The organism is Pseudomonas sp. R19M, from assembly GCF_050312585.1.
GTDB classification, from domain to species: domain Bacteria; phylum Pseudomonadota; class Gammaproteobacteria; order Pseudomonadales; family Pseudomonadaceae; genus Aquipseudomonas; species Aquipseudomonas palleroniana.
This window is the reverse complement of record NZ_JBNPJV010000092.1, coordinates 1-20,406: the sequence shown is the minus strand read 5'-3', so window position 1 is coordinate 20,406 and position 20,406 is coordinate 1. Positions and strand designations below refer to the sequence as shown.

Genomic DNA, 20,406 nt, shown 5'->3' with positions numbered 1-20,406 from the left:
TGACATTCCTTTTCAGATAACGCCACGCGTGCGCAGGCGGTCGATGGCATCAGCCGAGTAACCGATCTGATGGAGGATGGCCTGGCTGTGCTGCCCCAGCGCCGGCACCCCGTCCATACGTGGCGAAAACGCGGTATTGCGTGCCGGTGGCAACAACGCCGGCAACGGGCCAGCGGGGCTTGCGACTTCACGCCAGCGGTCCCGCGCCTTGAGTTGCGGGTGGTCCCACACACCTTGCATATCGTTGACCCGGGCACTGGCGATCTGCGCATGCTCCAGCCGTTGGATCACGGCTTCGGTATCCAGCTGCGCGAAGCGGTCGACGATGATCGCGCGCAGCACCTCACGATTGGCCGAACGCTTGAAGTTCGCGCTGAAACGCTCATCCGTCGCAAGCTCAGGGGTGAGCAGCACCTTGTCGCAGAACGCCGCCCATTCGCGTTCGTTCTGCAAACCGAGCATCACCGTGCCGCCGTCGCCGGTCGGGAACGGCCCATAGGGGTAGATCGTCGAGTGCGCCGCACCGGCACGCGGTGGTTGCGGGGCGCCATCGAAGGCGTAATACATCGGGTAGCCCATCCACTCCACCAGGCTTTCCAACATGCTCACGTCGATGCGACTGCCCTGCCCCGTCGTGCCACGCAACAACAGCGCCGAGAGGATGGCGCTGTAGGCGTACATGCCGGCGGAGATGTCGGCAATCGAACAACCGGCCTTGGCCATCTGCTCGTCACCCGGGCCACCGGTCACCGACAGAAAGCCGCCTTCGCTCTGGATCAGCAGGTCATAAGCCTTCTTCTTTTCGTAAGGCCCGCCTTCGCCATAACCGGAAATATCGCAGACGATCAGCCGCGGAAAACGCTCATGCAGCGCCTCGAACGACAAGCCCATGCGTGCCGCCGCGCCGGGTGCCAGGTTCTGCACCAGCACATCGGCATCGGCCAGCAAGGTTTCGAGGATAGATCCTGCCTCATCCTGCTTGAGGTCCAGGGTCAGGCTTTCCTTGGAGCGGTTGGTCCACACGAAGTGCGAGGCCAGGCCGCGCACCCGCTCGTCATAGCCACGGGCAAAGTCACCGGCGCCGGGGCGCTCGATCTTGATCACCCGAGCGCCCAGGTCGGCCAACTGACGGGTACAAAACGGGGCGGCAATCGCGTGTTCCAGGCTGACGACGGTGATGCCGTCCAGCGGTCGTTGATGAGTCATGGCAGTTCCTCAGAGCCAGTGGGCCATGGACGCTGCGCTGCGCAGGTTCCAGACTTTTTCGATCAGGGCATCGGCCTGTGCCGGTGTGCGTGCGCCGCTGAATTGACAGAGCCGGCGGAATTTGTCGGCCAGTTCGACGCGGCTCAAGGTGTTGCCCGGGTCGCCTTTGGGCTCGTCAATCGCGCCGTGCAGGGTGCGGCCATCGGTGGTGGTGACCGTAACGCGGCCCAGCCAGCGTTGCGGGTAGGCGTCGTCGACCTCGGGGTCGAGGGTCATGCTGACCTTGTCGCGCACGCTGGCCACCGCCGGATCGCTCAACGCCAGTTCGTGGAACTCGGTCAGCCCGGCCTTGCCATGCACCGCGATCAGGCCCAGTACCGTGCCCATGGAAAACTTGGCCTGATGCACGGTGGCAGGCACTTTCACGCGCCCCAGTACGTCAATTGCGCCTTGATGGACACGGGTTTGCACGTGGGCCATATCGGCGGCGCTCAAACCCTCACGCTGCATCAGGTGCAACAACGCGTCTGCGGCAGGATGGGTGTGACGGCACGACGCGTGGAACTTGAACGACGTCTCCAGCAACGCCCAGCGGTTCCCGAGGCCGGCCGACAAGCGGCTCGGCTGCGCATCCTGGGACATGCCGGCCGCCAAGCCCTGATCGCCTTCCAGGATATTGCGCGCGCCGGTCAACCCATCCGCTGTCAGGTAAGCGGCGAGCAAACCATCCGCCGCGGCCTTGGCCGTATGCAGTTGCTTTGAGTCTGCGGCATCGCGCAGGAACTCCCACAAACCGGCGGCCTGGGTGCCGGCACTGCCGAGCAGGTTGACGAACTGCTCCTGGTTGAAACCCAGCAATTTGCCCACCGCCACCGCAGCGGCGAGCGTGCCGACGGTGGCCGTGGTATGAAAGATTCGGTAGTGGGAACGGCCCATGAATTCGCCGATGCGGATCCCGGCCTCGTAACCGGCGACCGACGCCAGCAGCAGCTCACGCCCGGATTTACCGAGGTCCTGCGCGGCGGCCAGGGCAGCCGGAAACACAACGGTGGCCGGATGCAGCACCGAGCTGTTGTGCAGGTCATCCTGCTCGACCAGGTGCGAGGCGGCGGCGTTGACCAGGGCGGCAAAGTACGCACTGCTGCTGCCACCATTGACGATCACCTGCGCCGGGCCGCTGCCGGGCCCCATCTTTTGTGCATAGCGTTCAAACAACGGGATCGGATGCATGCCCTGGCTGGCCAGGGCCGAGCCCAGCCAATCCAGATAAAGCTCTTCGGTGCGCGCCAGCAGCGTTTCCGGCAGCTGCTCGTAATCCAGCTGCGCAAGGAACCGACACAAGGCTAGGGTATGGCTCATGGTCAAAAGCCTCAGAAGCTGCGGGGCAGTTCGAGCAGATGCTCGGCCACGTAGGACAGGATCAGGTTGGTGGAGATCGGCGCCACCTGGTACAGGCGGGTCTCGCGGAATTTGCGCTCCACGTCGTATTCGCAGGCAAAACCAAAACCGCCGTGGGTTTGCAGGCACGCGTTGGCAGCTTCCCAGGACGCCTTGGCCGCCAGGTACTTGGCCATGTTCGCGCTGGCCCCGGCATTGGCGCCGCGGTCGTATTCCTCGCAGGCGCGCCAGCGCATCAAGTCAGCGGCTTCGATTTCGATATGGGCTTCGGCAATCGGGAATTGCACGCCCTGGTTCTGCCCGATGGGTCGGCCAAATACCACGCGGTCGCGGGCATAGGCGCTGGCTTTTTCGATAAACCAGCGGCCGTCACCAATGCACTCGGCGGCAATCAACGTGCGCTCGGCATTCAGGCCATCGAGAATGTATTTGAAACCCTTGCCCTCCTCGCCGATCAGGCTGTCGAGCGGCAGTTCCAGGTTGTCGAAGAACAGCTCATTGGTTTCGTGGTTGACCATATTGGCGATGGGCTGCACGGTCAGGCCATTGCCGATCGCTTCGCGCAGGTCCACCAGGAAGATCGACATGCCTTCGGATTTTTTCGTCACCTCGGCCAGTGGCGTGGTGCGCGCCAGCAGGATCATCAGGTCGGAATGCTGGATACGCGAGATCCACACCTTCTGGCCGTTGATCACGTACTTGTCGCCGCGTTTGATCGCGGTGGTCTTGATCTTGGTGGTGTCGGTGCCGGTACTGGGCTCGGTGACGCCCATGGACTGCAAGCGCAATTCGCCACTGGCGAGCTTGGGCAGGTAGAAACGCTTCTGCGCCTCGCTGCCGTGACGCAACAAGGTGAACATGTTGTACATCTGGCCGTGCACCGTGCCGGAATTGCCGCCGCAACGGTTCACTTCCTCCAGGATCACCGAGGCTTCGGCCAGGCCCAGGCCGGAGCCGCCGTACTCCTGCGGGATCATCGCCGACAACCAGCCGGCATCGGTCAGGGCCTTGACGAACGCCTCGGGAAAGCCTTTTTCTTCGTCGATCTTGCGCCAGTAAGCGGCATCGAATTCAGCGCACAACGCACGCACGCCGTCGCGGATAGCGTTGAGTTCTTCAAGGTCATTAGGGGTCATGTAACGGCTCTCCGCCTGTTGTTCTGGGGTTATTCGAAGTGCACTTGGGCTTGTTGCGCCAGGCCACCGGCGTTACCGGCCCACAGTTCGGCAACACCGTCCGAGGTGATCCGACCGCCCACTTCAAACGGTTGCGGTGCAATCAACGGGCGCACGCCACGGTAGGCAAAACGGCGCAACCGGGCTTCAGGGTGGGCACGACAAAAGGCACGCAGGCTCAGGGTGGCGATCAATGGCCCATGCACCACCAACCCCGGATAACCCTCGGTGCCTGTGACATAGGGGTAGTCGTAGTGAATGCGGTGGCCGTTGAAGGTCACGGCGCTGTAGCGAAACAACAAAGTGGGGGTCGGCTCGACGGCTTCACGCCACTCGCTGAGGGGCAGTGCCTCACCGCCGCCCTGCTTGGGTGGCGTGGGTTCGCGGTAGACGATGTCCTGTTCTTCGCGGATCGCCAGGCGACCGTCCTGGGAATAGTCATGACGCACTGTGACAAACAGCAGCGAGCCGGTGCGGCCGGCCTTCTCTTCTACGGCAGTGATCGTGGACACGCGAGTGGCTGCCGCACCGGCCCGCAACGCCTGCACAAATTCAATGCGGCCACCGGCCCACATGCGATTGCGGTTATCCGCCGGCGGCAGGAACCCGCCACGGGCCGGGTGGCCATCAGTGCCCAGTGCCGCTTCCGGCAGTGGATCCTGAAAAAAGCACCACTGCCACAACGGCGCAATCGCTTCGCCATCGCTCGGCACCTCTTCACCGAACGTCGCGGCGATACGCTTGAGCAGGTTATGGCTCAGGAGGTCGTGCGTGGTTTCACTTCGGCCGATCCAATCAGTGGCGCTCATGGGGTCCAGGTCCTCGGGCAGTGGGTGTCTGCCCCGGATCATGCAAGCCCTCATCCGTTCTGAGAATTTGCATTTCAATAAACCAGCGTTCGGTTATGCTGAACGCCGCCATTCTGCTCCCGGAGTTTTGCATGCACTTCGACCTGGCCGACCTGCGCCTGTTTATCCATATCGCTGAATCCCCCAGCCTGACCCAGGGCGCCAAGCGTGCGTTCCTCTCGCCGGCCGCTGCCAGTGCGCGGATCAAGGCCCTGGAAAGCCAGCTCGACACGCGCCTGCTGTACCGCGACAGCCGTGGCGTGGAAATCACCCCGGCGGGCGCACGCCTGCTGCACCATGCGCGGCTGATCATGCGCCAGGTGGACTACCTGAAAAGCGAATTCACCCAATACGGCGCGGATTCGGCTGGGCATATCCGCATCTTCGCCAATACCACGGCGGTCACCGAGTTTCTGCCGGAGGTGCTGGCGGGGTTCCTGTCGCAGCGCCCCGGCGTCACGGTCGACCTGCAAGAGCGCCTGTCCCGGGATATCGTGCGCGGCGTGCTGGATGGCACCAGCGATATGGGCATCATTGCCGGCCCCGTGGAAGCGGCAGGCTTGCAGGTATTGCATTTCAGCACCGATGAACTGGTGTTGATGGTACCCGTCGATCACCCGTTAGCCGGTCAAGCGTCAGTGACGCTGGAACAGACCCTCGCCTATCAGCACATTGGCTTGCATGAGGGCAGCACGTTGCTGAGCTTTCTGCGCGAACACGTCGACCGACTCGGCAAACAGCTGTCGCTGCGCATTCAGGTCTCGAGCTTCGAGGCGATCTGCCGAATGGTCGAGGCCGGCGTGGGCATTGGCATCATCCCCGAATCCGCCGCCGTGCGGCACAGCCGCACCATGCAACTGGTGGCGGTCAAGCTCCAGGAGCCGTGGGCCATTCGCGAGCGCAGTATCCTGGTGCGGGAACTGGACGCCTTGCCAGGGACCATTCGCGCATTGATCGCTACCTTGATGCCGAAAACCGCCTAAGCTGAACAGTCACCTTGCCAAGGAGACTCCCATGCAGCTAGAAGGATCCTGCCATTGCGGCGCTGTCACCTTCAGTTTGAACAGCGCCCACCCTTACCCCTACCAGCGTTGCTATTGCTCGATCTGCCGCAAGACCCAGGGCGGCGGTGGCTACGCGATCAACCTCGGTGGCGACGCCAAGAGTCTCAAGGTACAGGGGCGCAAGCAGATTTCGATCTACCACGCCAAGCTCAAACCAGAAGGCGCCAGCCGTGCCCACGCCAGCACCGCCGAGCGGCATTTCTGTTCGCAATGCGGCAGCGCCCTATGGCTGTTCAGCCCGGAATGGCCAGAGCTGATCCACCCGTTCGCGTCAGCCATCGACACACCACTGCCAGTGCCGCCGGAACATACGCACTTGATGCTGGGGTCCAAGGCACCGTGGGTGGAGGTAACGGTGCGCAAGGGGGATTTGCAGTTTGATGAGTATCCTGAGGAGTCGATTGCTCAGTGGCATGAGCGAGTGACACCACACACATTGTAATTCCGCGTAAGCAACTCTCAGAGCAGTGAGTTTTTAAAACCATACCAAACTAACAAGAACTCTCAATAAGGCGGAAACAGAAAGTCATTACCCCTTACAAGATCATCTGGCACCTCGCGTATAGCTTCACTTCTAAGCGCCGTCTCTCCAAAAGAGTTTTCGGTGCATACGCGCAACATAATTTCTTTGTCGTCTTTATAAGCTTCCAGGAACGCCTTAGCTCCGTACGTCTGCTGCGGCACACCAAAAACATAGGAATAAGGAGGCAACCTAAATCCAAAATATGTAGTGTAAGTAGCTTTATCCACCCATCGAGATAATACTCGTCGTTTCGAAAAGTCATTTACCAATTCCATGCTTTGCTCCTTGCCAATTCTATAAAAAACCAAAGTACTGTCCGCACTTGCACACAGAGACACCACCCTATTTTTCCCTTCATGCAAATGACACGACGCGATCATTGTTTCATTAGCCTTACAGAGGCTACTTTCGGAGCCAAAAACACTCTGACTGGAAAACATTAGTAGCTGCCCTATAAAAAACAGGGTCATCTTCATTTCAGTGCGCCTTCAGCAATTCTGTAGGCTGCTTTCCTTTCCTCAAGTCCCATCGTCCCACCATTTACAGCTTTAGTAACTCTTACGACATCTGAATAACCACCAGACTGCACCTGTTTAAAAATATTGAGATCAATCCAGAACCATATTGCACTCCTTATGGCCGTAGGCATTTCATTAATCAGCTCTGGTTGCCCGACTGTATCTGGCGCTACACCCTTCCAGTATCTTGAGTAACCAGCCTTGAAACCCTTGTATTTTTCATAGCCCGTAAGTTGTAACAAACCCCTCCCCCTGAAATTATACCCATCTGCAGGATGAGACCTTCGATTTCCATTTAAGCGCAAAAAATGCTTCACCCCAATTTCGTGTTGATTCGCTCTACGAATAATCCGTCCATTCGAATCCTTCAAATATCCATCCTGTTCCGCCTCCAAAGGATGCGTTCGATAGTAAACACTGAACGACTTAAGTACCTCCGGGGAAAACTCCCAACTTTCGGTCACTGCTTTCATAGACGCCCCCACCTCGCCCTTGATCTGGGCGAAAAAGTGCCGTTGCCTAAGCCGGGTGTCCAACTTGAACTCGACTAATCGACCGTTTATTTCATTGACTACCACCTCAATATCGGCATCGTCGGCCAAGGGAAATATTTGCTTTAGTTGTGCCGGAGTAATTGCCAATGGATTAGCCGCGCAGAACTGCCCCACCAACCCCACCGGATGAAAGTGAAACACCGCCCCATTCGCAGGCAGGCCAAGCTTCGGCGCCACCTCTTCCCACCAACACAGCGCATTGATCCGTTGTTTCTCCGCCAACCAGTTCAAGTGCGGTGTTGCGCCACTGTGGCCTAGCAACTCGTCCAACCCATCCCACTTGTTCGGCTGGGACCATTCGCTTTCGGTATGAATGATCAACCGTGAAATCGACTGCGCGTGAGCCGGCCGGCGAATGGCTGCCTGCAGCTCGGCAGCGGTGACCCGTCCATCGCGATTGCGGTCGATGATGTCGTAGAGACGGCTTTTTATGCGGCTTCTGTTGCCCTCGTCCGCCACGCGAGCAAACCGTGCAAGTTGAGCCTCGCTGAACCGCCCCAGGTCACGCCACAGCGCGGCAAGCGTGCCAAGGGAAGAGTCGAGGCTGTAGACAATGGAGTAGCCCTCCCACGACCACGGACTGACCCAGGGGGTAATCCCCACCTCTTCGCAGACCCAGCCATCGAGCGGATGGTTGTCGGCATCCATGAGCAACCCATCCAGGCGATACCATGTGCACTTCCTACCCAGGGCGCTGCTGATTTTGCTCTCGGGCGGCAAGCTGTCGAGCAACACTTTGGGCAGTAGCAAGTCAGCACCACTGACCGCACCGGCAGTGCCGGGAACGGGGCATTGCGCAACGCCAAAGCCCTCTTGATGGGGGACGACGACAGTGCCTGCCACCAGCTTGAGCCAAGTCTGTTCATCGGCAGGCAACTGTTGCGCCCAAGCCCGGCTGGCGTCGATAAAGCCTTCGACGTCATCACCACTGAACACTTCCAGATGCAGTTTGCTTTCCGGGCGCTTTGTATCCGCGCAGTGATACAGCCCGATGTGCCCGATCAGATCGGCGGCCTTGATTGCGACAGGCGCTTGCAGCACAACCGCGCCATCCGTTGCCTCTTCAGGCCAGAAGGCAGGTCGAACGTGCTTTGAGTCGTCGCGATAGAACATCCCCTCCTGCAGGTGCATATACAGGCTGTAGAAGGTCAGTCTGGGAGGCGTCTGTGAGTGGCCTGCGATGGTCGGCGGCGCAAGACGATGGCGCACCAGTACAAAGTTGCGCGAGAACGGTTTCGCCACGCACTGGTCGTCGTCCACGTAAGTAGTGTTGGGTGAATGCTCATCGATGCGGTAAGCCACGACCTCACCGTCTGCCACACAGTAGACCGCCGACTGGTCCAGCAGGGCTGCGGTGCCGCTGTCAAAATGCACGCCGCCATGCCACAGCGCATTGCGTCCTATGGGGTAATAACCCGCGCCGGCATGGGCCAGTTGGGTCAACTGCGACAACGGGTGGTTTTGATCCTTGAACGGGTGGCTCCAGCGTGTAGCGTCCATGGCGGTGTCGCTCCTGATTTCACAAGAGCGCTGAGATTAAAGTCTGAATATCCTCTGGAAATGCCGGAAAACTTCCCTTTTTCAGCAAGGGGCTTCCCTGATTCTGCCTTGAGATTTCCTGGCGCCTGATCTTTAACAGTCTTTGACAGTTTCTCGACAAAGCTGTCAAAGATTATCGGCCGCCACCGCCCTAGCATTTGAGCATCCAAACCACCATTCGGGTGTTCTTCATGTTTCGCACATTGCGCAGTATTCCTCTGCTGGGTTGCCTGCTGAGCAGTATCGGTTGCCATGGGCAACCCCCTGCTCCGCCGCCGATTCAAAAGGGTGATTACGGTGCAATCATCCGTTACCTGCAAACCCGAATTCCCCAGGACATGGCCCGAGATAACGTGGCGGGATTGTCGATTGCGTTGGTCAATGGCCAGGAATTGCTCTGGACCCGTGGCTTCGGCATGGCGGACAAGGCGCGCGGCGTACCGGTTACACGTAACACGGCGTTTCGCGCCGGGGGCATTTCCAAACTGCTGACCACCACGGCGGTGTTGCAATTGGTGGAGCAGCAGCGTCTGGCGCTGGATGCGCCGATCCAGCAAACCCTGCGCGAGTTTTACGTGCGTTCGCGTTTTCATGCCGACCAGACTGCGGCTGACCGCGATATCACCTTGCGTCGCTTGCTCAGCCACCAGTCCGGCCTGCCCAGCGAGCACCTGCGCGACCTGCGCAGTACCTATGCGATGGGCCAGATGCCCATGCGTGTGTCGGGTGTGTGGCTGAGCAGCCCGCCGGGCTCTCAGGTGGCCTATTCCAACCTCGGCTACGCCTTGGTCGGCGCGGCCATTGAGCGCAGCACCGGCAAAAGCTTCGAGGCTCAGCTACAAAGCAGCCTGCTCAAGCCGTTGGCGATGGACCAGTCCAGCTTCGTCGGTACCGGCGCACAGCTGGGTTATCGCGCCATGGGTTACGAAGACGGCCAGGCCAGCACCGATGCACAGGTGCGTGACCTCGCGGCCACCGGGCTGTGGGCCAGCCCGAAAGACCTCAGCCACTACGTGCAGATGCTGTTCGCCCAAGGCACCTATAAAGGCAGACAAGTGCTGAGTAACGCGTCCATCGAGGCGATGTTCACCCAGCAAAACACCGGCAACGCCCTGGACTTCGATTGCCAGATGGGCCTGGGCTGGTTTCTGGCGCCTTGTGGGGATGAGCCGGTCGGCCCCGGCATTCGGACCTATCAGCACAGCGGCGGTGGCGATGATTTTGCCGCCCAATTGAGCGTGCTGCCTGATCAGCAGTTGGCGGTGATCATCATGGCCAATGACAGCAATGCCGAGGACATGGTGGTGTCGCTGTCCACCGACGCGCTGCGCTTGATGCTCCAGGCACAAACCGGCACGCCAGTGTGCAGCGGCGACTGCCAGCCCCCCAGCCACGGGTTGAAGCTGCGCCAGGTGCCGGCGGCCGTGGACCGTAAACGCCTGGCCGGGTTTTATGCAACGGCCTGGGGCGTACTGCGCCTCAAGGACGATAAAAATCGGCTGTCCGGCGAACTGGCCGGTTTTGACTTTGAATTGGTGCGTGACGAGCACGGCTGGTTGCGCGCACAGAAAAAAGTCCTCGGGTTCTGGCTCAAGGATCTCGGCGAATTGGGCCGCGTGCAGCTGGATGTGGTGACCGTACAAGGCCGCCAGATGCTCACTGCCCGCAGCCATGGCCAACGCATCGCCATCGGTGAGCGCGTCGACCCGCCGCCGCTGCCCCTGGCCTGGGCCGACACCATCGGCACCTATCACGTGCTCAACACCCATGAGCCGAACGCGCCGCTGAGCGGCATCAGCGTACGCCTGGAAGAAGGTTTCCTGGTATTGCGCGGCCAACTGCATGGCGAGCCGCTGACCGACTACATCCTATTGCCCGTCGACAACGCCCACGCGGTACTGGCCGGTAATGGCTATGGCCTGGGCGACACCGTCAGCCGTCAGGTCAATGGCCTCAGCGCTTCGGGTTACTCCTTCAAGCGCACCCAAGCACCGCATAAACCTCTGAATCTCTAACCAAGGAAGAACGCCTCAATGCGCTCAAATCACCTTTGCCTGTCCCTCACCTCGGTATGCCTGCTCGCCGCCGCCGACAGCGCCATTGCCGAAGACTGGCAATACAGCCTCAAGCTCGGCGTCAGCAACGCGCCCCGCTACAGCGGGAGTGACGAACGCCGGACCGGGCCGGAACTGGGCGGCAAAATTGTCAGCCCCTGGGGGATTTTCCTCGACACCGGCAAGGGCCTGGGATGGCGCTACGAAGGCGACGCGGCAAGCTTCAGCACTTATGTCGGTGCCAGCGGTTCACGCAAGGACAAAAATGAAACCCTGCATGCCGGCTCCAAACGCCTCAAAGGCATGGGCGAGATCAAGTCACGCCCGCAACTGGGGGTGAGCGCCAGCTATAAACTCGGCGGCGTGATTGTCGGCGCGACGCTGGAACACGCCCTCAAGGAAAATGACCACAAGGATACCGGCAAGGCCTTCACCCACCTGGAGTTGAGCCTGGGCACCAACCTCTATAAAGGCCGCTTTGGCTCCGTCGACGCCACCCTGAGCAGCCATTTTGGTGACCGTAACTACCTGCAGACCTGGTACGGCGTGACCACGGGTCAGGCTGCACAAAGCCGCTTCAAGGAATACAAGGCCGGAGCCGGCAACATCAGCAATGGCATGAACCTGGCGTGGAGCCTGCCGATCAGCGAAAACACCCGGTTCTCGACCTTGCTGGACGTGCAGTACCTGGCGGATGAGGCGGGCAAGAGCCCGATTGTGGAGCGACGGTTGCAGACGTCGGTGATGGGGATGGTGGAATACACCTTCTGATCCGACCATACAATTAGAACGCGGGAGCGAGCTTGCTCGCTCCTACTAGAGACTGCTACTCGGCATACGCCCACGTCATCCGAAACGACGCCCCGCCCCACTCCGAGTCCAGCACTTCGACCTGGCCGCCATGCCATTGGCTGACCCGCTGCACCAACGCCAGGCCCAGGCCGAAGCCACCGGTGCGGCGGTCGCGGCTGGAGTCCAGGCGCATGAAAGGTTCGAAGATCTTCGCCCGGCCCTCCAGCGGTACGCCGGGCCCGTCATCGCTGACCCGCACTTCGTAACCCGTGCCGAACTTGACCAGCGACACCTCCACGCGGCGCTCGGCATAACGGATGGCGTTGCGCAGCAGGTTGATCACCGCCCGCGCCATGAAGCGCGGTTCGATCTGGATAACGTCGACTTCACAGGTACGCAACGACAGCTGCACACCGGCCGCTTCCGCTTCGAGGGCCACGCTGCCGATGACACTGTCGAGCCAGCTATGGGCCTCGATGCTTTCCCGGGTGACCTGCGTAGCGCCACGCTCCAGGCTGGCGTAGGTGAGCAATTCGGAGACCATCTCCTCCAACTCGCCCAGGTCGGCGTACATGTCATTGATCAACTCACGGCTCTGGCGCGGGTCGGCCTGTTGCTTGAGTTGATCGAGCTCGAACGATAAGCGCGCAATCGGCGTACGCAATTCGTGGGACACGGCGTTGGTCAGTTCGCGCTGGTTGGCGATCAGGCTTTCGATACGCTCGGCCATCTGGTTGAAGTGCCCGGCCAGTTCGCGCACGGTGGAACGGCGCGGCAGCAGGATGCGCGAGCCAAGCTCGTTATCGCCAAAACGTTGCGCAGCCAAGCGGATATGCTCCAGGTCACGCCAGTGCGGGCGTACCCAGAAATACAGCACCACGGCCAGGCACAGGCCGAGAAAACCGTAGGCCCACAGGTACAGCCACTTGGGTTCTTCCGGCAACTTGATTTCCAACAGCTGCGGGCCACCGTCGATGCTGGAGATGAACTCCATGAAGTCGCCGCGAACCACCAGCTGGCCGGCGCGCAGCAGATTTTTTTCGCGCTCGTTCAACGCCAGTGTGTCGCTCTGGACCAGCTTGAGCCGCAACCCGTAATGCGGTTGCAACTCGGCCAGCCGAGCTTCGCGCGCCGGCCCTTGCAGCGTGCGCAGTTGCTCCACCAAGGCATAAGCCGGGCCGCGCAACGCTTCGCGGTTGTAGACTTCGTTGGTTTCAGGCGTCAACTCATCGAAGGTGTAGTTGACCAGCCAGATCGCCCCCGCCAGACCCAGCGCCAGGATCACATACAGGCGCAGAAACAGCCGCAGCATCTAAACCTCCCACGCGAAAGGATTGAACAGGTAGCCTTTGCCCCAGATGGTCTTGATGCACACCGGTTCACGGGGGTTATCGTTGAGTTTGCTGCGTAATTTACTGATGTAGACGTCGACGCTGCGGTTGAGGCCGTCGAAGGCAATACCGCGCATGCGGTTGAGGATGTCATCGCGCGAGAGGATCTTTCCCGAATTGCTGGCCAGCAACCACAGCAATTCGAACTCCATGGTCGTCAGGTCGATGGTTTCCCCTCCCAGGCTGACCACCCGGCAACTACGGTCAATCGACAGGTGGCCGAATTCGAGGGAGCCGCGAACGGTGGGCTCGGGCACTTGTCGGCGTTGCAGGGCACGCAGGCGTGCGAGCAAAACCGGCGGCTTGATCGGCTTGATCACATAGTCATCAGCGCCGGACTCCAGGCCCAGGATGTGGTCCAGGTCATCTTCCTTGGCGGTGAGGATCACGATCGGCGTGTCAGACACGTTACGAATCTCACGACACACATGCAGGCCGCTCTGGCCCGGCAGCATCAGGTCGAGCACGACGATCTTCGGCTTGAAGTCCAGGAACGCCGCCAGGGCTTTATCGCCCCGGTGCACCACCCGCACCTCGAAACCGTGCTGCGCCAGAAAATGCGCAATCAGCCCCGCCAGTTTTTCATCGTCCTCAACGAGCAGAACTTTGCCCAGCCCCAGGTTTTCCATAAATTCTCAGTGTACAAACGCCGATTGAAGTGCAGCCATTATAGGTGGCAAGCTGTTCGACTGAAGCATCTGGCCATGACGCCCCAACGAAGCTTCATGCTTTTAAGAGTTTTTAACAAATAGCCTGCAATCTTTAACGCCATTCACAGGGAGTTGTATGCGCAAGGATTACCTGGCGTTCTTCGTTTCGCTGTTCCTGTCGCGGCTGGCAGACCAGATTCTATTGTTCATCGTGCCCTTGATCGTATTTCAGACCACCCAGAGCGTGGCCTGGGCGGGCTTTGCATTTTTTGTCGAGTCATTGCCGCGTTACCTGGCCTTCCCGGTGTGCGGTGCCCTGTGCGACAAGTTCCCTGCCGTGCGCATCCTGCATATCAGCCAGGTCTACCGGGCGCTGGCCTGTGCCATCACGGTAGGACTGTACGCGTTATTCGACGGTATCTATTGGATCGTGCTGCTGTCGGCGTTATGCGGGGTATTGACCACCCAGGGCATCATGGCGCGGGAAGTGCTGATGCCGCATATTTTCAAACACTACACCTACTCCAAGACCCTCTCCTATTCACAGATCGCCGACCAGAGCGGCCTGGTGCTGGGCCCGTTGGCGGCCGCGCTGCTCCTGGAAATCTGGGCCTGGCATTGGGTGGTGCTGGGGGTTGCCGGGTTGTTCTGGCTGGCGGACCTGGCCATGCGGATCTGGCGGCGCACCAGCGCGGTAGACCTGCAAACCTTCGAGCAACATCCGGATATCTGGCTGCAACCGTTGCGCATCGCATTCGGGCATATCCGCAACCGGGTGGAATTAAGGCGGGTCATTACCCTGGCGGTGGGCGTGAACCTGATCATCGGCGTGACGCTCGCCACTTCGGCGGCGCTGGTCACCGGCCAGTTCGCCGCCGGCAAGGATGCGTATGCGTTGCTGCAAGCATTGGGAGCGTTGGTGACGATCGGCATTCTGTTTTACCTGGCGCGGGCCGACCTGCCATTGAGGGTACTGGGCGGTCTGTCGTATTCGATGATCGGCATCGGGGCGCTGATCATGGCCGTCAGCCCAAGCGTATGGCTGTACGCCGTGGGCTTTCTGCTGGTCACCGGTTTCGACAAGATGTTCAACGTCTACCTGCGCAGCACCCGTCAGCGGGTCATTCCGGTCCAGGATTTCGGCAAGACAGTCGGCGTGATCACACTGCTCAACAATCTGGCGCAACCCTTGGCGGGCCTGGCGATTGCGCTGCTGGCCGCGCCCTGGGGCACGCAAACGGTGATCCTGCTGTTGGCGGGCGCCGCCGCGCTGATCGGCACGGCGGTCGCTTCAGGCTGGCACGCCACTGTGAAAGCGGAACTCGACGTCGGGTGACTCGATCAGTTCCTGCTCGGCCGCCCTCACCCGTTCGATCACTTGGGCAATATCCTTGGCGTCGCCATACTGGTACGCCAGCTTCAAGTAACCTTGAAAGTGCCGAGCCTCGCTTTTCAGCAGGCCGAAGTAGAACTTGCCGAGTTCTTCGTCCAAATGCGGCACCAGTGCTTCGAAACGCTCGCAACTGCGCGCTTCGATAAAGGCACCGACCACCAGGGTGTCCACCAGTTTGACCGGCTCGTGGCTGCGCACCACTTTACGCAACGCCGAGGCATAACGGCCGGCGTGCAGTTGGCGCAGTTCGACCTTGCGCTTTTTCATCAGGCGCATGACTTGTTCGTGATGCACCAGTTCTTCGCGGGCCAGGCGCGACATCATATTGATCAAGTCCACATGGCCGTGGTACTTGGCGATCAGGCTCAAAGCGGTACTGGCGGCTTTGAACTCGCAGTTCTTGTGGTCGATCAGCAGGGTTTCCTGATCGGCCAATGCGGCCTGGACCCAGGCGTCGGGGGTGCGGCAGCCGAGGAATTCGTGGATTTCGGGCAGGTTCATCGGGCTCACGGGCAAAAGGATCACAAAAGGCCGCCGATTATACCGACCACGCCGCAGACCACCAGTCACGGGCCTTGATGTGTATCAACATGCCGCCTGACGGGCAGCAACTATAGTGGTTACATGCCCCCTCTTACTGGAGATCCCGATTATGCAAGCCATCCGCAGCATTTTGGTGGTCATCGAACCCGAACATTCGGAAAGCCTGGCCCTCAAGCGCGCCAAGCTGATCGCCGGGGTCACCGGCGCGCACCTGCACTTACTGGTGTGCGACAAGAAGCATGAGCACTCGGCGCTGCTGAGCCTGCTCAAATCCGGTTTACAGGAAGACGGCTATAGCGTGACCACCGAGCAGGCGTGGAATGACAGCCTGCATGAAACCATCATCGACGTGCAGCAGGCCGAAGGCTGCGGCTTGGTGATCAAGCAACATTTCCCCGACAGCCCGCTGAAAAAGGCCTTGCTCACCCCGGCCGACTGGAAGCTGCTGCGTTATTGCCCGACGCCGGTGCTGCTGGTCAAGACCGCAGGCCCTTGGGCCGGGCGGGTGATTCTGGCCGCCATCGACGTGGGCAATAACGACGGCGAGCATCGCGCCCTGCACAATACGATCATCGACCACGGCTTTGATATCGCCAGCCTGGCCAAGGCGCAGTTGCATGTGATCAGCGCCCATCCGTCGCCGATGTTGTCGGCGGCGGACCCGACATTCCAGCTCAAGGAAACCATCGAGGCGCGTTATCGCGAGCAATGCAAGGCGTTTCAGGCCGAGTTCGATGTGGACGATGCCCACCTGCATATCGAAGAAGGGCCGGCGGATGTGCTGATCCCCTTCGAGGCGCATAAGTTGCAAGCGGCGGTGACGATCATCGGCACCGTGGCGCGCACCGGGATTTCCGGAGCGCTGATCGGCAATACGGCGGAAGTGATACTCGACGCCGTGGAAAGCGATGTGCTGGTGCTCAAGCCCGGCACCCTGATGGATCAGTTGGAAGAACTGGCCAACAAAGCCTGACCCGCTCCTCCAGTCAATCAAGTGCAATTGTGGGAGGGGGCTTGCTCCCGATAGCGGTGGTTCAGTTACCTATGAGCTGACTGACCCGGCGCCATCGGGAGCAAGCCCCCTCTCACAGATGTAGTGACTCATCCCTCAGGAAATCCGGGGCGATGTAGCGCTGGTAGTGGGCTTCGGACAGGATGAAAAACTCACGATCAATGGCATCGCGCAGCTGCGGCAACGTCCAATCGCGGAACTCCGGCAGCAGCACCATGCCGTAAGCCTCCAGGTTGGAAATCACCCGCGCGCCCCGGGCAATCAGTTGGTAGGCCCAGCAATACTCGGACTGGTGCGGCACGAAGCGAATCTTGCGCCGCTCCAGTTGGCTGCGCAGCGTCTTGGGGTCGAACACTTCCAGCTTGCCGGCCATGACCTGCACCAGCAACTGCTCCAACCGCAGCCAGACCGCACGTTTTGCCTCTTCGTCATAGCCATTCCACTGCACCACTTCATGGTGGAAGCGCTTGCAGCCACGGCACACGAGATCGCCGTAAACCGTGGAGCACAGGCCGACGCACGGGGTCTTGATGGTTGAATTGGACATGGGCAACGGCACCCGGCTCAGCGGAACAATGGGCCATGTTAGCCCTTTGTCTAAGGTTGATCACCCTGCAAACTTGGTCAGGCAACTTACCTTTAGATTTTTTTTGCCGTAGAATCATCCGGCCTTGTAAGGCGCCAATAATATCCGCTGGAAGCTGTTTTCAAAGCGTCACGAGCACAGTCGTTCCTTCAGAACGGTGTTGGCGCGTGTTATGACCCGGTAGGTCAAAGCCCGCGCCAACCCTCATCAGCTCCGTTCTGCAGGCGTAAAACTTTGAAAGCAGCTTCTGTGAGGAATGCCGGCAGCGCTGGCTTTGCGGCCCAAAAAGCCCCTGAGCGCATGCGTGCCGTTCATTTCTGGATGAGCGTCCCGTGGGACCACTGATGAGGGTAATAACTGTGCTTGAAGCCTACCGCAAACATATCGAAGAGCGCGCAGCACTGGGTATCGTTCCCCAGCCGCTAAACGCCGAACAAACCGCAGGCCTGGTCGAGCTGCTGAAAAATCCTCCGGCTGGCGAAGAAGAATTCCTCGTTGACCTGATCACCAACCGCATTCCACCAGGCGTTGACGAAGCTGCCTACGTCAAGGCCGGTTTCCTGTCTGCCCTGGCCAAGGGCGAGGCCACTTCCCCCCTGATCAGCAAGCAACGCGCCGTTGAACTGCTGGGCACCATGCAAGGCGGCTACAACATCGTGACCCTGGTCGAACTGCTGGACGATGCCACCCTGGCACCTGTCGCGGCCGACCAACTCAAGCACACCCTGCTGATGTTCGATGCGTTCCACGACGTGTCCGAAAAAGCCAAGAACGGCAACGTGCATGCCAAGGCCGTGATCCAGTCCTGGGCCGACGGCGAATGGTTCAAGAACCGTCCGACCCTGGCCGACAAGATCAGCCTGCGCGTGTTCAAGGTCACCGGCGAAACCAACACCGACGACCTGTCCCCTGCCCCGGATGCCTGGTCCCGCCCTGATATCCCGCTGCACGCCCTGGCCATGCTGAAAATGGCCCGTGAAGGCATCGTACCGGACGAGCAAGGCAAGACCGGCCCGATGAAGCAGATCGAAGAAATGCGCGGCCAAGGCTTCCCGATCGCCTACGTGGGCGACGTGGTCGGCACCGGTTCGTCGCGTAAATCGGCAACCAACTCCGTACTGTGGTTCTTCGGCGACGACGTGCCTTACGTACCGAACAAGCGTGCCGGCGGCTTCTGCTTCGGCAGCAAGATCGCCCCGATCTTCTACAACACCATGGAAGATGCTGGCGCATTGCCGATCGAGTTCGACGTGTCCAACCTGAACATGGGCGACGTGATCGACCTGTACCCGCATGCCGGCAAAGTCTGCAAGCACGGTACCGACGAAGTCCTGGCCACCTTCGAAATGAAGACCCCGGTGCTGCTGGACGAAGTCCGCGCTGGCGGCCGTATCCCGCTGATCATCGGTCGTGGCCTCACTGAAAAGGCCCGCGCTGAACTGGGCCTCGGCCCTACCGACCTGTTCAAGCTGCCTGAAGCCCCTGTCGATACCGGCAAAGGCTACACCCTGGCACAGAAGATGGTCGGCAAGGCTTGCGGCCTGCCGGAAGGCAAAGGCGTTCGTCCAGGCACCTACTGCGAGCCGAAGATGACCACCGTGGGTTCCCAGGACACCACCGGTCCAATGACCCGTGACGAACTCAAAGACTTGGCGTGCCTGGGCTTCTCGACCGATCTGGTGATGCAGTCCTTCTGCCACACCGCGGCCTATCCAAAGCCGATCGACGTGACCACCCACCACACCCTGCCTGACTTCATCATGACCCGTGGCGGCGTATCGCTGCGCCCTGGCGACGGCATCATCCACAGCTGGCTGAACCGCATGCTGCTGCCGGATACCGTCGGTACCGGTGGTGACTCCCACACCCGCTTCCCGATGGGCATCTCGTTCCCGGCCGGTTCCGGCCTGGTTGCGTTCGCCGCTGCCACCGGCGTCATGCCGCTGGACATGCCGGAATCGATCCTGGTGCGTTTCAAAGGCAAAATGAAACCTGGCATCACCCTGCGTGACCTGGTTCATGCCATTCCTTACTACGCCATCCAGTCCGGCCTGCTGACCGTCGAGAAGAAAGGCAAGAAGAACGCCTTCTCCGGCCGCATCCTGGAGATCGAAGGCCTGAACGACCTGACGCTGGAACAGGCTTTCGAACTGTCCGACGCCTCGGCCGAACGTTCGGCTGCCGGTTGCACCATCAAGCTGTCCAAAGAGTCCATCACCGAGTACCTGAACTCCAACATCACCCTGCTGCGCTGGATGATCGGCGAAGGCTACGGCGATGCACGCACCCTGGAACGTCGCGCCCAAGCGATGGAAGCCTGGGTCGCCAACCCTGAACTGATGGAAGCCGATGCCGACGCGGAATACGCCGAAGTCATCGAGATCGACCTGAACGACATCAACGAGCCTATCCTCTGTGCACCGAACGACCCGGACGATGCCCGTCTGCTGTCGAGCGTTGCCGGCGAGAAGATCGACGAAGTGTTCATCGGTTCGTGCATGACCAACATCGGTCACTTCCGCGCTGCCGGTAAGCTGCTGGAACAGGTCAAGGGTCAGCTGCCAACCCGTCTGTGGCTGTCGCCGCCGACCAAGATGGACGCTCACCAACTGACCGAAGAAGGCTACTACGGCATCTACGGCAAGGCTGGCGCACGCATGGAAATGCCAGGCTGCTCGCTGTGCATGGGTAACCAGGCACGCGTAGAGCCGAACTCGACCGTGGTGTCGACCTCGACCCGTAACTTCCCGAACCGTCTGGGTGACGGCGCGAACGTCTACCTGGCTTCGGCCGAGCTGGCGGCAGTGGCTTCCACCCTGGGTCGCCTGCCGACCGTCGAAGAGTACATGGGTTACGCTGCGAAACTGGACACCATGGCCAGTGACGTCTATCGCTACCTGAACTTCGACCAGATCGCCGAGTTCCGCAAGATCGCAGCAAGCGCCAACATTCCGGTAGTTCAAGCTTAACGGTATGTTGATGTAAAGGACGCCGCGCATCGCAAGATACGCGGCGTTTTTTTATGCCCGGAATATAAAAATGTGGGGGCTTTCCCCAATACCTGTCAGTTAAGACTTGACGCTATCACTGTGGGAGGGGCGGTGCGACGATTCGACTTGCTCCCGATAGGCCGCGCAGCGGCCTCAAAAATGGGCCTGCT

General features: G+C 60.2%; 17 protein-coding genes. 7 read left to right on the top strand and 10 right to left on the bottom strand.

Annotated elements, in window-relative coordinates; translation table 11 throughout:
- Window positions 1–12 precede the first annotated feature (12 nt).
- The 4 genes from ACQRBT_RS21435 to ACQRBT_RS21420 are packed head-to-tail and all read right to left on the bottom strand — an operon-like array spanning window position 13 to window position 4,588.
- Window positions 13–1,206 (bottom strand): CaiB/BaiF CoA transferase family protein, encoded by a 1,194-nt coding sequence (locus ACQRBT_RS21435; RefSeq protein ID WP_060752655.1) that lies wholly within the window; start codon window positions 1,204–1,206, stop codon window positions 13–15.
- Window positions 1,207–1,215: 9 nt separating this feature from the next.
- The gene (locus ACQRBT_RS21430; protein ID WP_412046142.1) at window positions 1,216–2,565 is read right to left on the bottom strand and encodes an MmgE/PrpD family protein; all 1,350 of its coding nucleotides are present in this window, start codon (window positions 2,563–2,565) and stop codon (window positions 1,216–1,218) included.
- An 11-nt stretch (window positions 2,566–2,576) separates the two neighbouring features.
- Complete coding sequence (locus tag ACQRBT_RS21425) at window positions 2,577–3,740, bottom strand: acyl-CoA dehydrogenase family protein (RefSeq protein ID WP_161547851.1); 1,164 nt, start codon at window positions 3,738–3,740, stop codon at window positions 2,577–2,579.
- 29 nt (window positions 3,741–3,769) lie between these two features.
- The gene (locus tag ACQRBT_RS21420) at window positions 3,770–4,588 is read right to left on the bottom strand and encodes an FAS1-like dehydratase domain-containing protein (protein ID WP_161547850.1); all 819 of its coding nucleotides are present in this window, start codon (window positions 4,586–4,588) and stop codon (window positions 3,770–3,772) included.
- A gap of 131 nt (window positions 4,589–4,719) precedes the next feature.
- Here ACQRBT_RS21420 and ACQRBT_RS21415 point away from each other — a divergent pair, with 131 nt between their 5' ends.
- Both ACQRBT_RS21415 and ACQRBT_RS21410 read left to right on the top strand, forming a co-directional pair.
- A complete protein-coding gene (locus ACQRBT_RS21415; protein WP_060752651.1) occupies window positions 4,720–5,610 on the top strand; it encodes a LysR family transcriptional regulator in 891 nt (296 codons plus the stop codon).
- Window positions 5,611–5,641: 31 nt separating this feature from the next.
- Window positions 5,642–6,133, top strand: coding sequence for a GFA family protein (locus ACQRBT_RS21410; protein WP_104993952.1), 492 nt, complete (start codon window positions 5,642–5,644; stop codon window positions 6,131–6,133).
- Window positions 6,134–6,195: 62 nt separating this feature from the next.
- Here the strand turns inward: ACQRBT_RS21410 and ACQRBT_RS21405 are convergent, their stop codons facing one another.
- Together ACQRBT_RS21405 and ACQRBT_RS21400 are read right to left on the bottom strand one after the other, a co-directional pair.
- On the bottom strand, window positions 6,196–6,690 hold the full coding sequence (locus ACQRBT_RS21405) for a hypothetical protein (RefSeq protein WP_104993953.1): 495 nt from the start codon (window positions 6,688–6,690) through the stop codon (window positions 6,196–6,198).
- Complete coding sequence (locus tag ACQRBT_RS21400) at window positions 6,687–8,786, bottom strand: hypothetical protein (protein ID WP_412046143.1); 2,100 nt, start codon at window positions 8,784–8,786, stop codon at window positions 6,687–6,689. Before ACQRBT_RS21400 ends, ACQRBT_RS21405 begins: the two co-directional genes overlap by 4 nt.
- Window positions 8,787–9,016: 230 nt before the next feature.
- On the opposite strand from ACQRBT_RS21400, the gene ACQRBT_RS21395 reads away from it, so the two are divergent.
- Together ACQRBT_RS21395 and ACQRBT_RS21390 are read left to right on the top strand one after the other, a co-directional pair.
- Entirely contained in the window at window positions 9,017–10,840 is a 1,824-nt protein-coding gene (locus tag ACQRBT_RS21395) for a serine hydrolase domain-containing protein (RefSeq protein ID WP_412046144.1), read from the top strand.
- Between the two features lie 18 nt (window positions 10,841–10,858).
- A complete protein-coding gene (locus ACQRBT_RS21390) occupies window positions 10,859–11,650 on the top strand; it encodes a MipA/OmpV family protein (protein ID WP_412046145.1) in 792 nt (263 codons plus the stop codon).
- Window positions 11,651–11,705: 55 nt separating this feature from the next.
- Here ACQRBT_RS21390 and ACQRBT_RS21385 read toward each other — a convergent pair whose 3' ends face one another.
- Window positions 11,706–12,983: an ATP-binding protein gene (locus tag ACQRBT_RS21385; RefSeq protein ID WP_412046146.1), complete on the bottom strand. Its 1,278-nt coding sequence runs from the start codon at window positions 12,981–12,983 to the stop codon at window positions 11,706–11,708.
- Window positions 12,984–13,691, bottom strand: coding sequence for a winged helix-turn-helix domain-containing protein (locus ACQRBT_RS21380; protein ID WP_060752645.1), 708 nt, complete (start codon window positions 13,689–13,691; stop codon window positions 12,984–12,986).
- Window positions 13,692–13,848: 157 nt separating this feature from the next.
- Between ACQRBT_RS21380 and ACQRBT_RS21375 the strand changes: the two genes are divergently transcribed.
- Entirely contained in the window at window positions 13,849–15,048 is a 1,200-nt protein-coding gene (locus ACQRBT_RS21375) for an MFS transporter (protein ID WP_060752644.1), read from the top strand.
- Here ACQRBT_RS21375 and ACQRBT_RS21370 read toward each other — a convergent pair.
- Complete coding sequence (locus ACQRBT_RS21370; protein ID WP_060752643.1) at window positions 15,004–15,606, bottom strand: tRNA-(ms[2]io[6]A)-hydroxylase; 603 nt, start codon at window positions 15,604–15,606, stop codon at window positions 15,004–15,006. The two genes, ACQRBT_RS21375 and ACQRBT_RS21370, sit on opposite strands and share 45 nt — an antisense overlap.
- A gap of 151 nt (window positions 15,607–15,757) precedes the next feature.
- Between ACQRBT_RS21370 and ACQRBT_RS21365 the strand changes: the two genes are divergently transcribed.
- Window positions 15,758–16,621 carry a universal stress protein gene (locus tag ACQRBT_RS21365; protein ID WP_060752642.1) on the top strand — a complete coding sequence of 288 codons (864 nt, stop codon included), beginning with the start codon at window positions 15,758–15,760 and terminating at the stop codon, window positions 16,619–16,621.
- A 112-nt stretch (window positions 16,622–16,733) separates the two neighbouring features.
- Here ACQRBT_RS21365 and ACQRBT_RS21360 read toward each other — a convergent pair whose 3' ends face one another.
- Complete coding sequence (locus ACQRBT_RS21360) at window positions 16,734–17,207, bottom strand: DUF1289 domain-containing protein (protein ID WP_104993960.1); 474 nt, start codon at window positions 17,205–17,207, stop codon at window positions 16,734–16,736.
- Between the two features lie 398 nt (window positions 17,208–17,605).
- Here ACQRBT_RS21360 and acnB point away from each other — a divergent pair, with 398 nt between their 5' ends.
- Complete coding sequence (acnB, locus tag ACQRBT_RS21355; protein ID WP_060752641.1) at window positions 17,606–20,215, top strand: bifunctional aconitate hydratase 2/2-methylisocitrate dehydratase; 2,610 nt, start codon at window positions 17,606–17,608, stop codon at window positions 20,213–20,215.
- The last annotated feature ends 191 nt before the right edge of the window (window positions 20,216–20,406 follow it).

Bases quoted from the DNA above. Each gene is read 5' to 3' on its own strand.
- ACQRBT_RS21435 (WP_060752655.1), bottom strand. From the start codon at position 1,206: ATGACTCATCAACGACCGCTGGACGGCATCACCGTCGTCAGCCTGGAA.
- ACQRBT_RS21410 (WP_104993952.1), top strand. From the start codon at position 5,642: ATGCAGCTAGAAGGATCCTGCCATTGCGGCGCTGTCACCTTCAGTTTG.
- ACQRBT_RS21430 (WP_412046142.1), bottom strand. From the start codon at position 2,565: ATGAGCCATACCCTAGCCTTGTGTCGGTTCCTTGCGCAGCTGGATTAC.
- ACQRBT_RS21395 (WP_412046144.1), top strand. From the start codon at position 9,017: ATGTTTCGCACATTGCGCAGTATTCCTCTGCTGGGTTGCCTGCTGAGC.
- ACQRBT_RS21390 (WP_412046145.1), top strand. From the start codon at position 10,859: ATGCGCTCAAATCACCTTTGCCTGTCCCTCACCTCGGTATGCCTGCTC.
- ACQRBT_RS21365 (WP_060752642.1), top strand. From the start codon at position 15,758: ATGCAAGCCATCCGCAGCATTTTGGTGGTCATCGAACCCGAACATTCG.
- ACQRBT_RS21400 (WP_412046143.1), bottom strand. From the start codon at position 8,786: ATGGACGCTACACGCTGGAGCCACCCGTTCAAGGATCAAAACCACCCG.
- ACQRBT_RS21405 (WP_104993953.1), bottom strand. From the start codon at position 6,690: ATGAAGATGACCCTGTTTTTTATAGGGCAGCTACTAATGTTTTCCAGT.
- ACQRBT_RS21370 (WP_060752643.1), bottom strand. From the start codon at position 15,606: ATGAACCTGCCCGAAATCCACGAATTCCTCGGCTGCCGCACCCCCGAC.
- ACQRBT_RS21360 (WP_104993960.1), bottom strand. From the start codon at position 17,207: ATGTCCAATTCAACCATCAAGACCCCGTGCGTCGGCCTGTGCTCCACG.
- ACQRBT_RS21380 (WP_060752645.1), bottom strand. From the start codon at position 13,691: ATGGAAAACCTGGGGCTGGGCAAAGTTCTGCTCGTTGAGGACGATGAA.
- ACQRBT_RS21415 (WP_060752651.1), top strand. From the start codon at position 4,720: ATGCACTTCGACCTGGCCGACCTGCGCCTGTTTATCCATATCGCTGAA.
- ACQRBT_RS21375 (WP_060752644.1), top strand. From the start codon at position 13,849: ATGCGCAAGGATTACCTGGCGTTCTTCGTTTCGCTGTTCCTGTCGCGG.
- ACQRBT_RS21425 (WP_161547851.1), bottom strand. From the start codon at position 3,740: ATGACCCCTAATGACCTTGAAGAACTCAACGCTATCCGCGACGGCGTG.
- ACQRBT_RS21385 (WP_412046146.1), bottom strand. From the start codon at position 12,983: ATGCTGCGGCTGTTTCTGCGCCTGTATGTGATCCTGGCGCTGGGTCTG.
- ACQRBT_RS21420 (WP_161547850.1), bottom strand. From the start codon at position 4,588: ATGAGCGCCACTGATTGGATCGGCCGAAGTGAAACCACGCACGACCTC.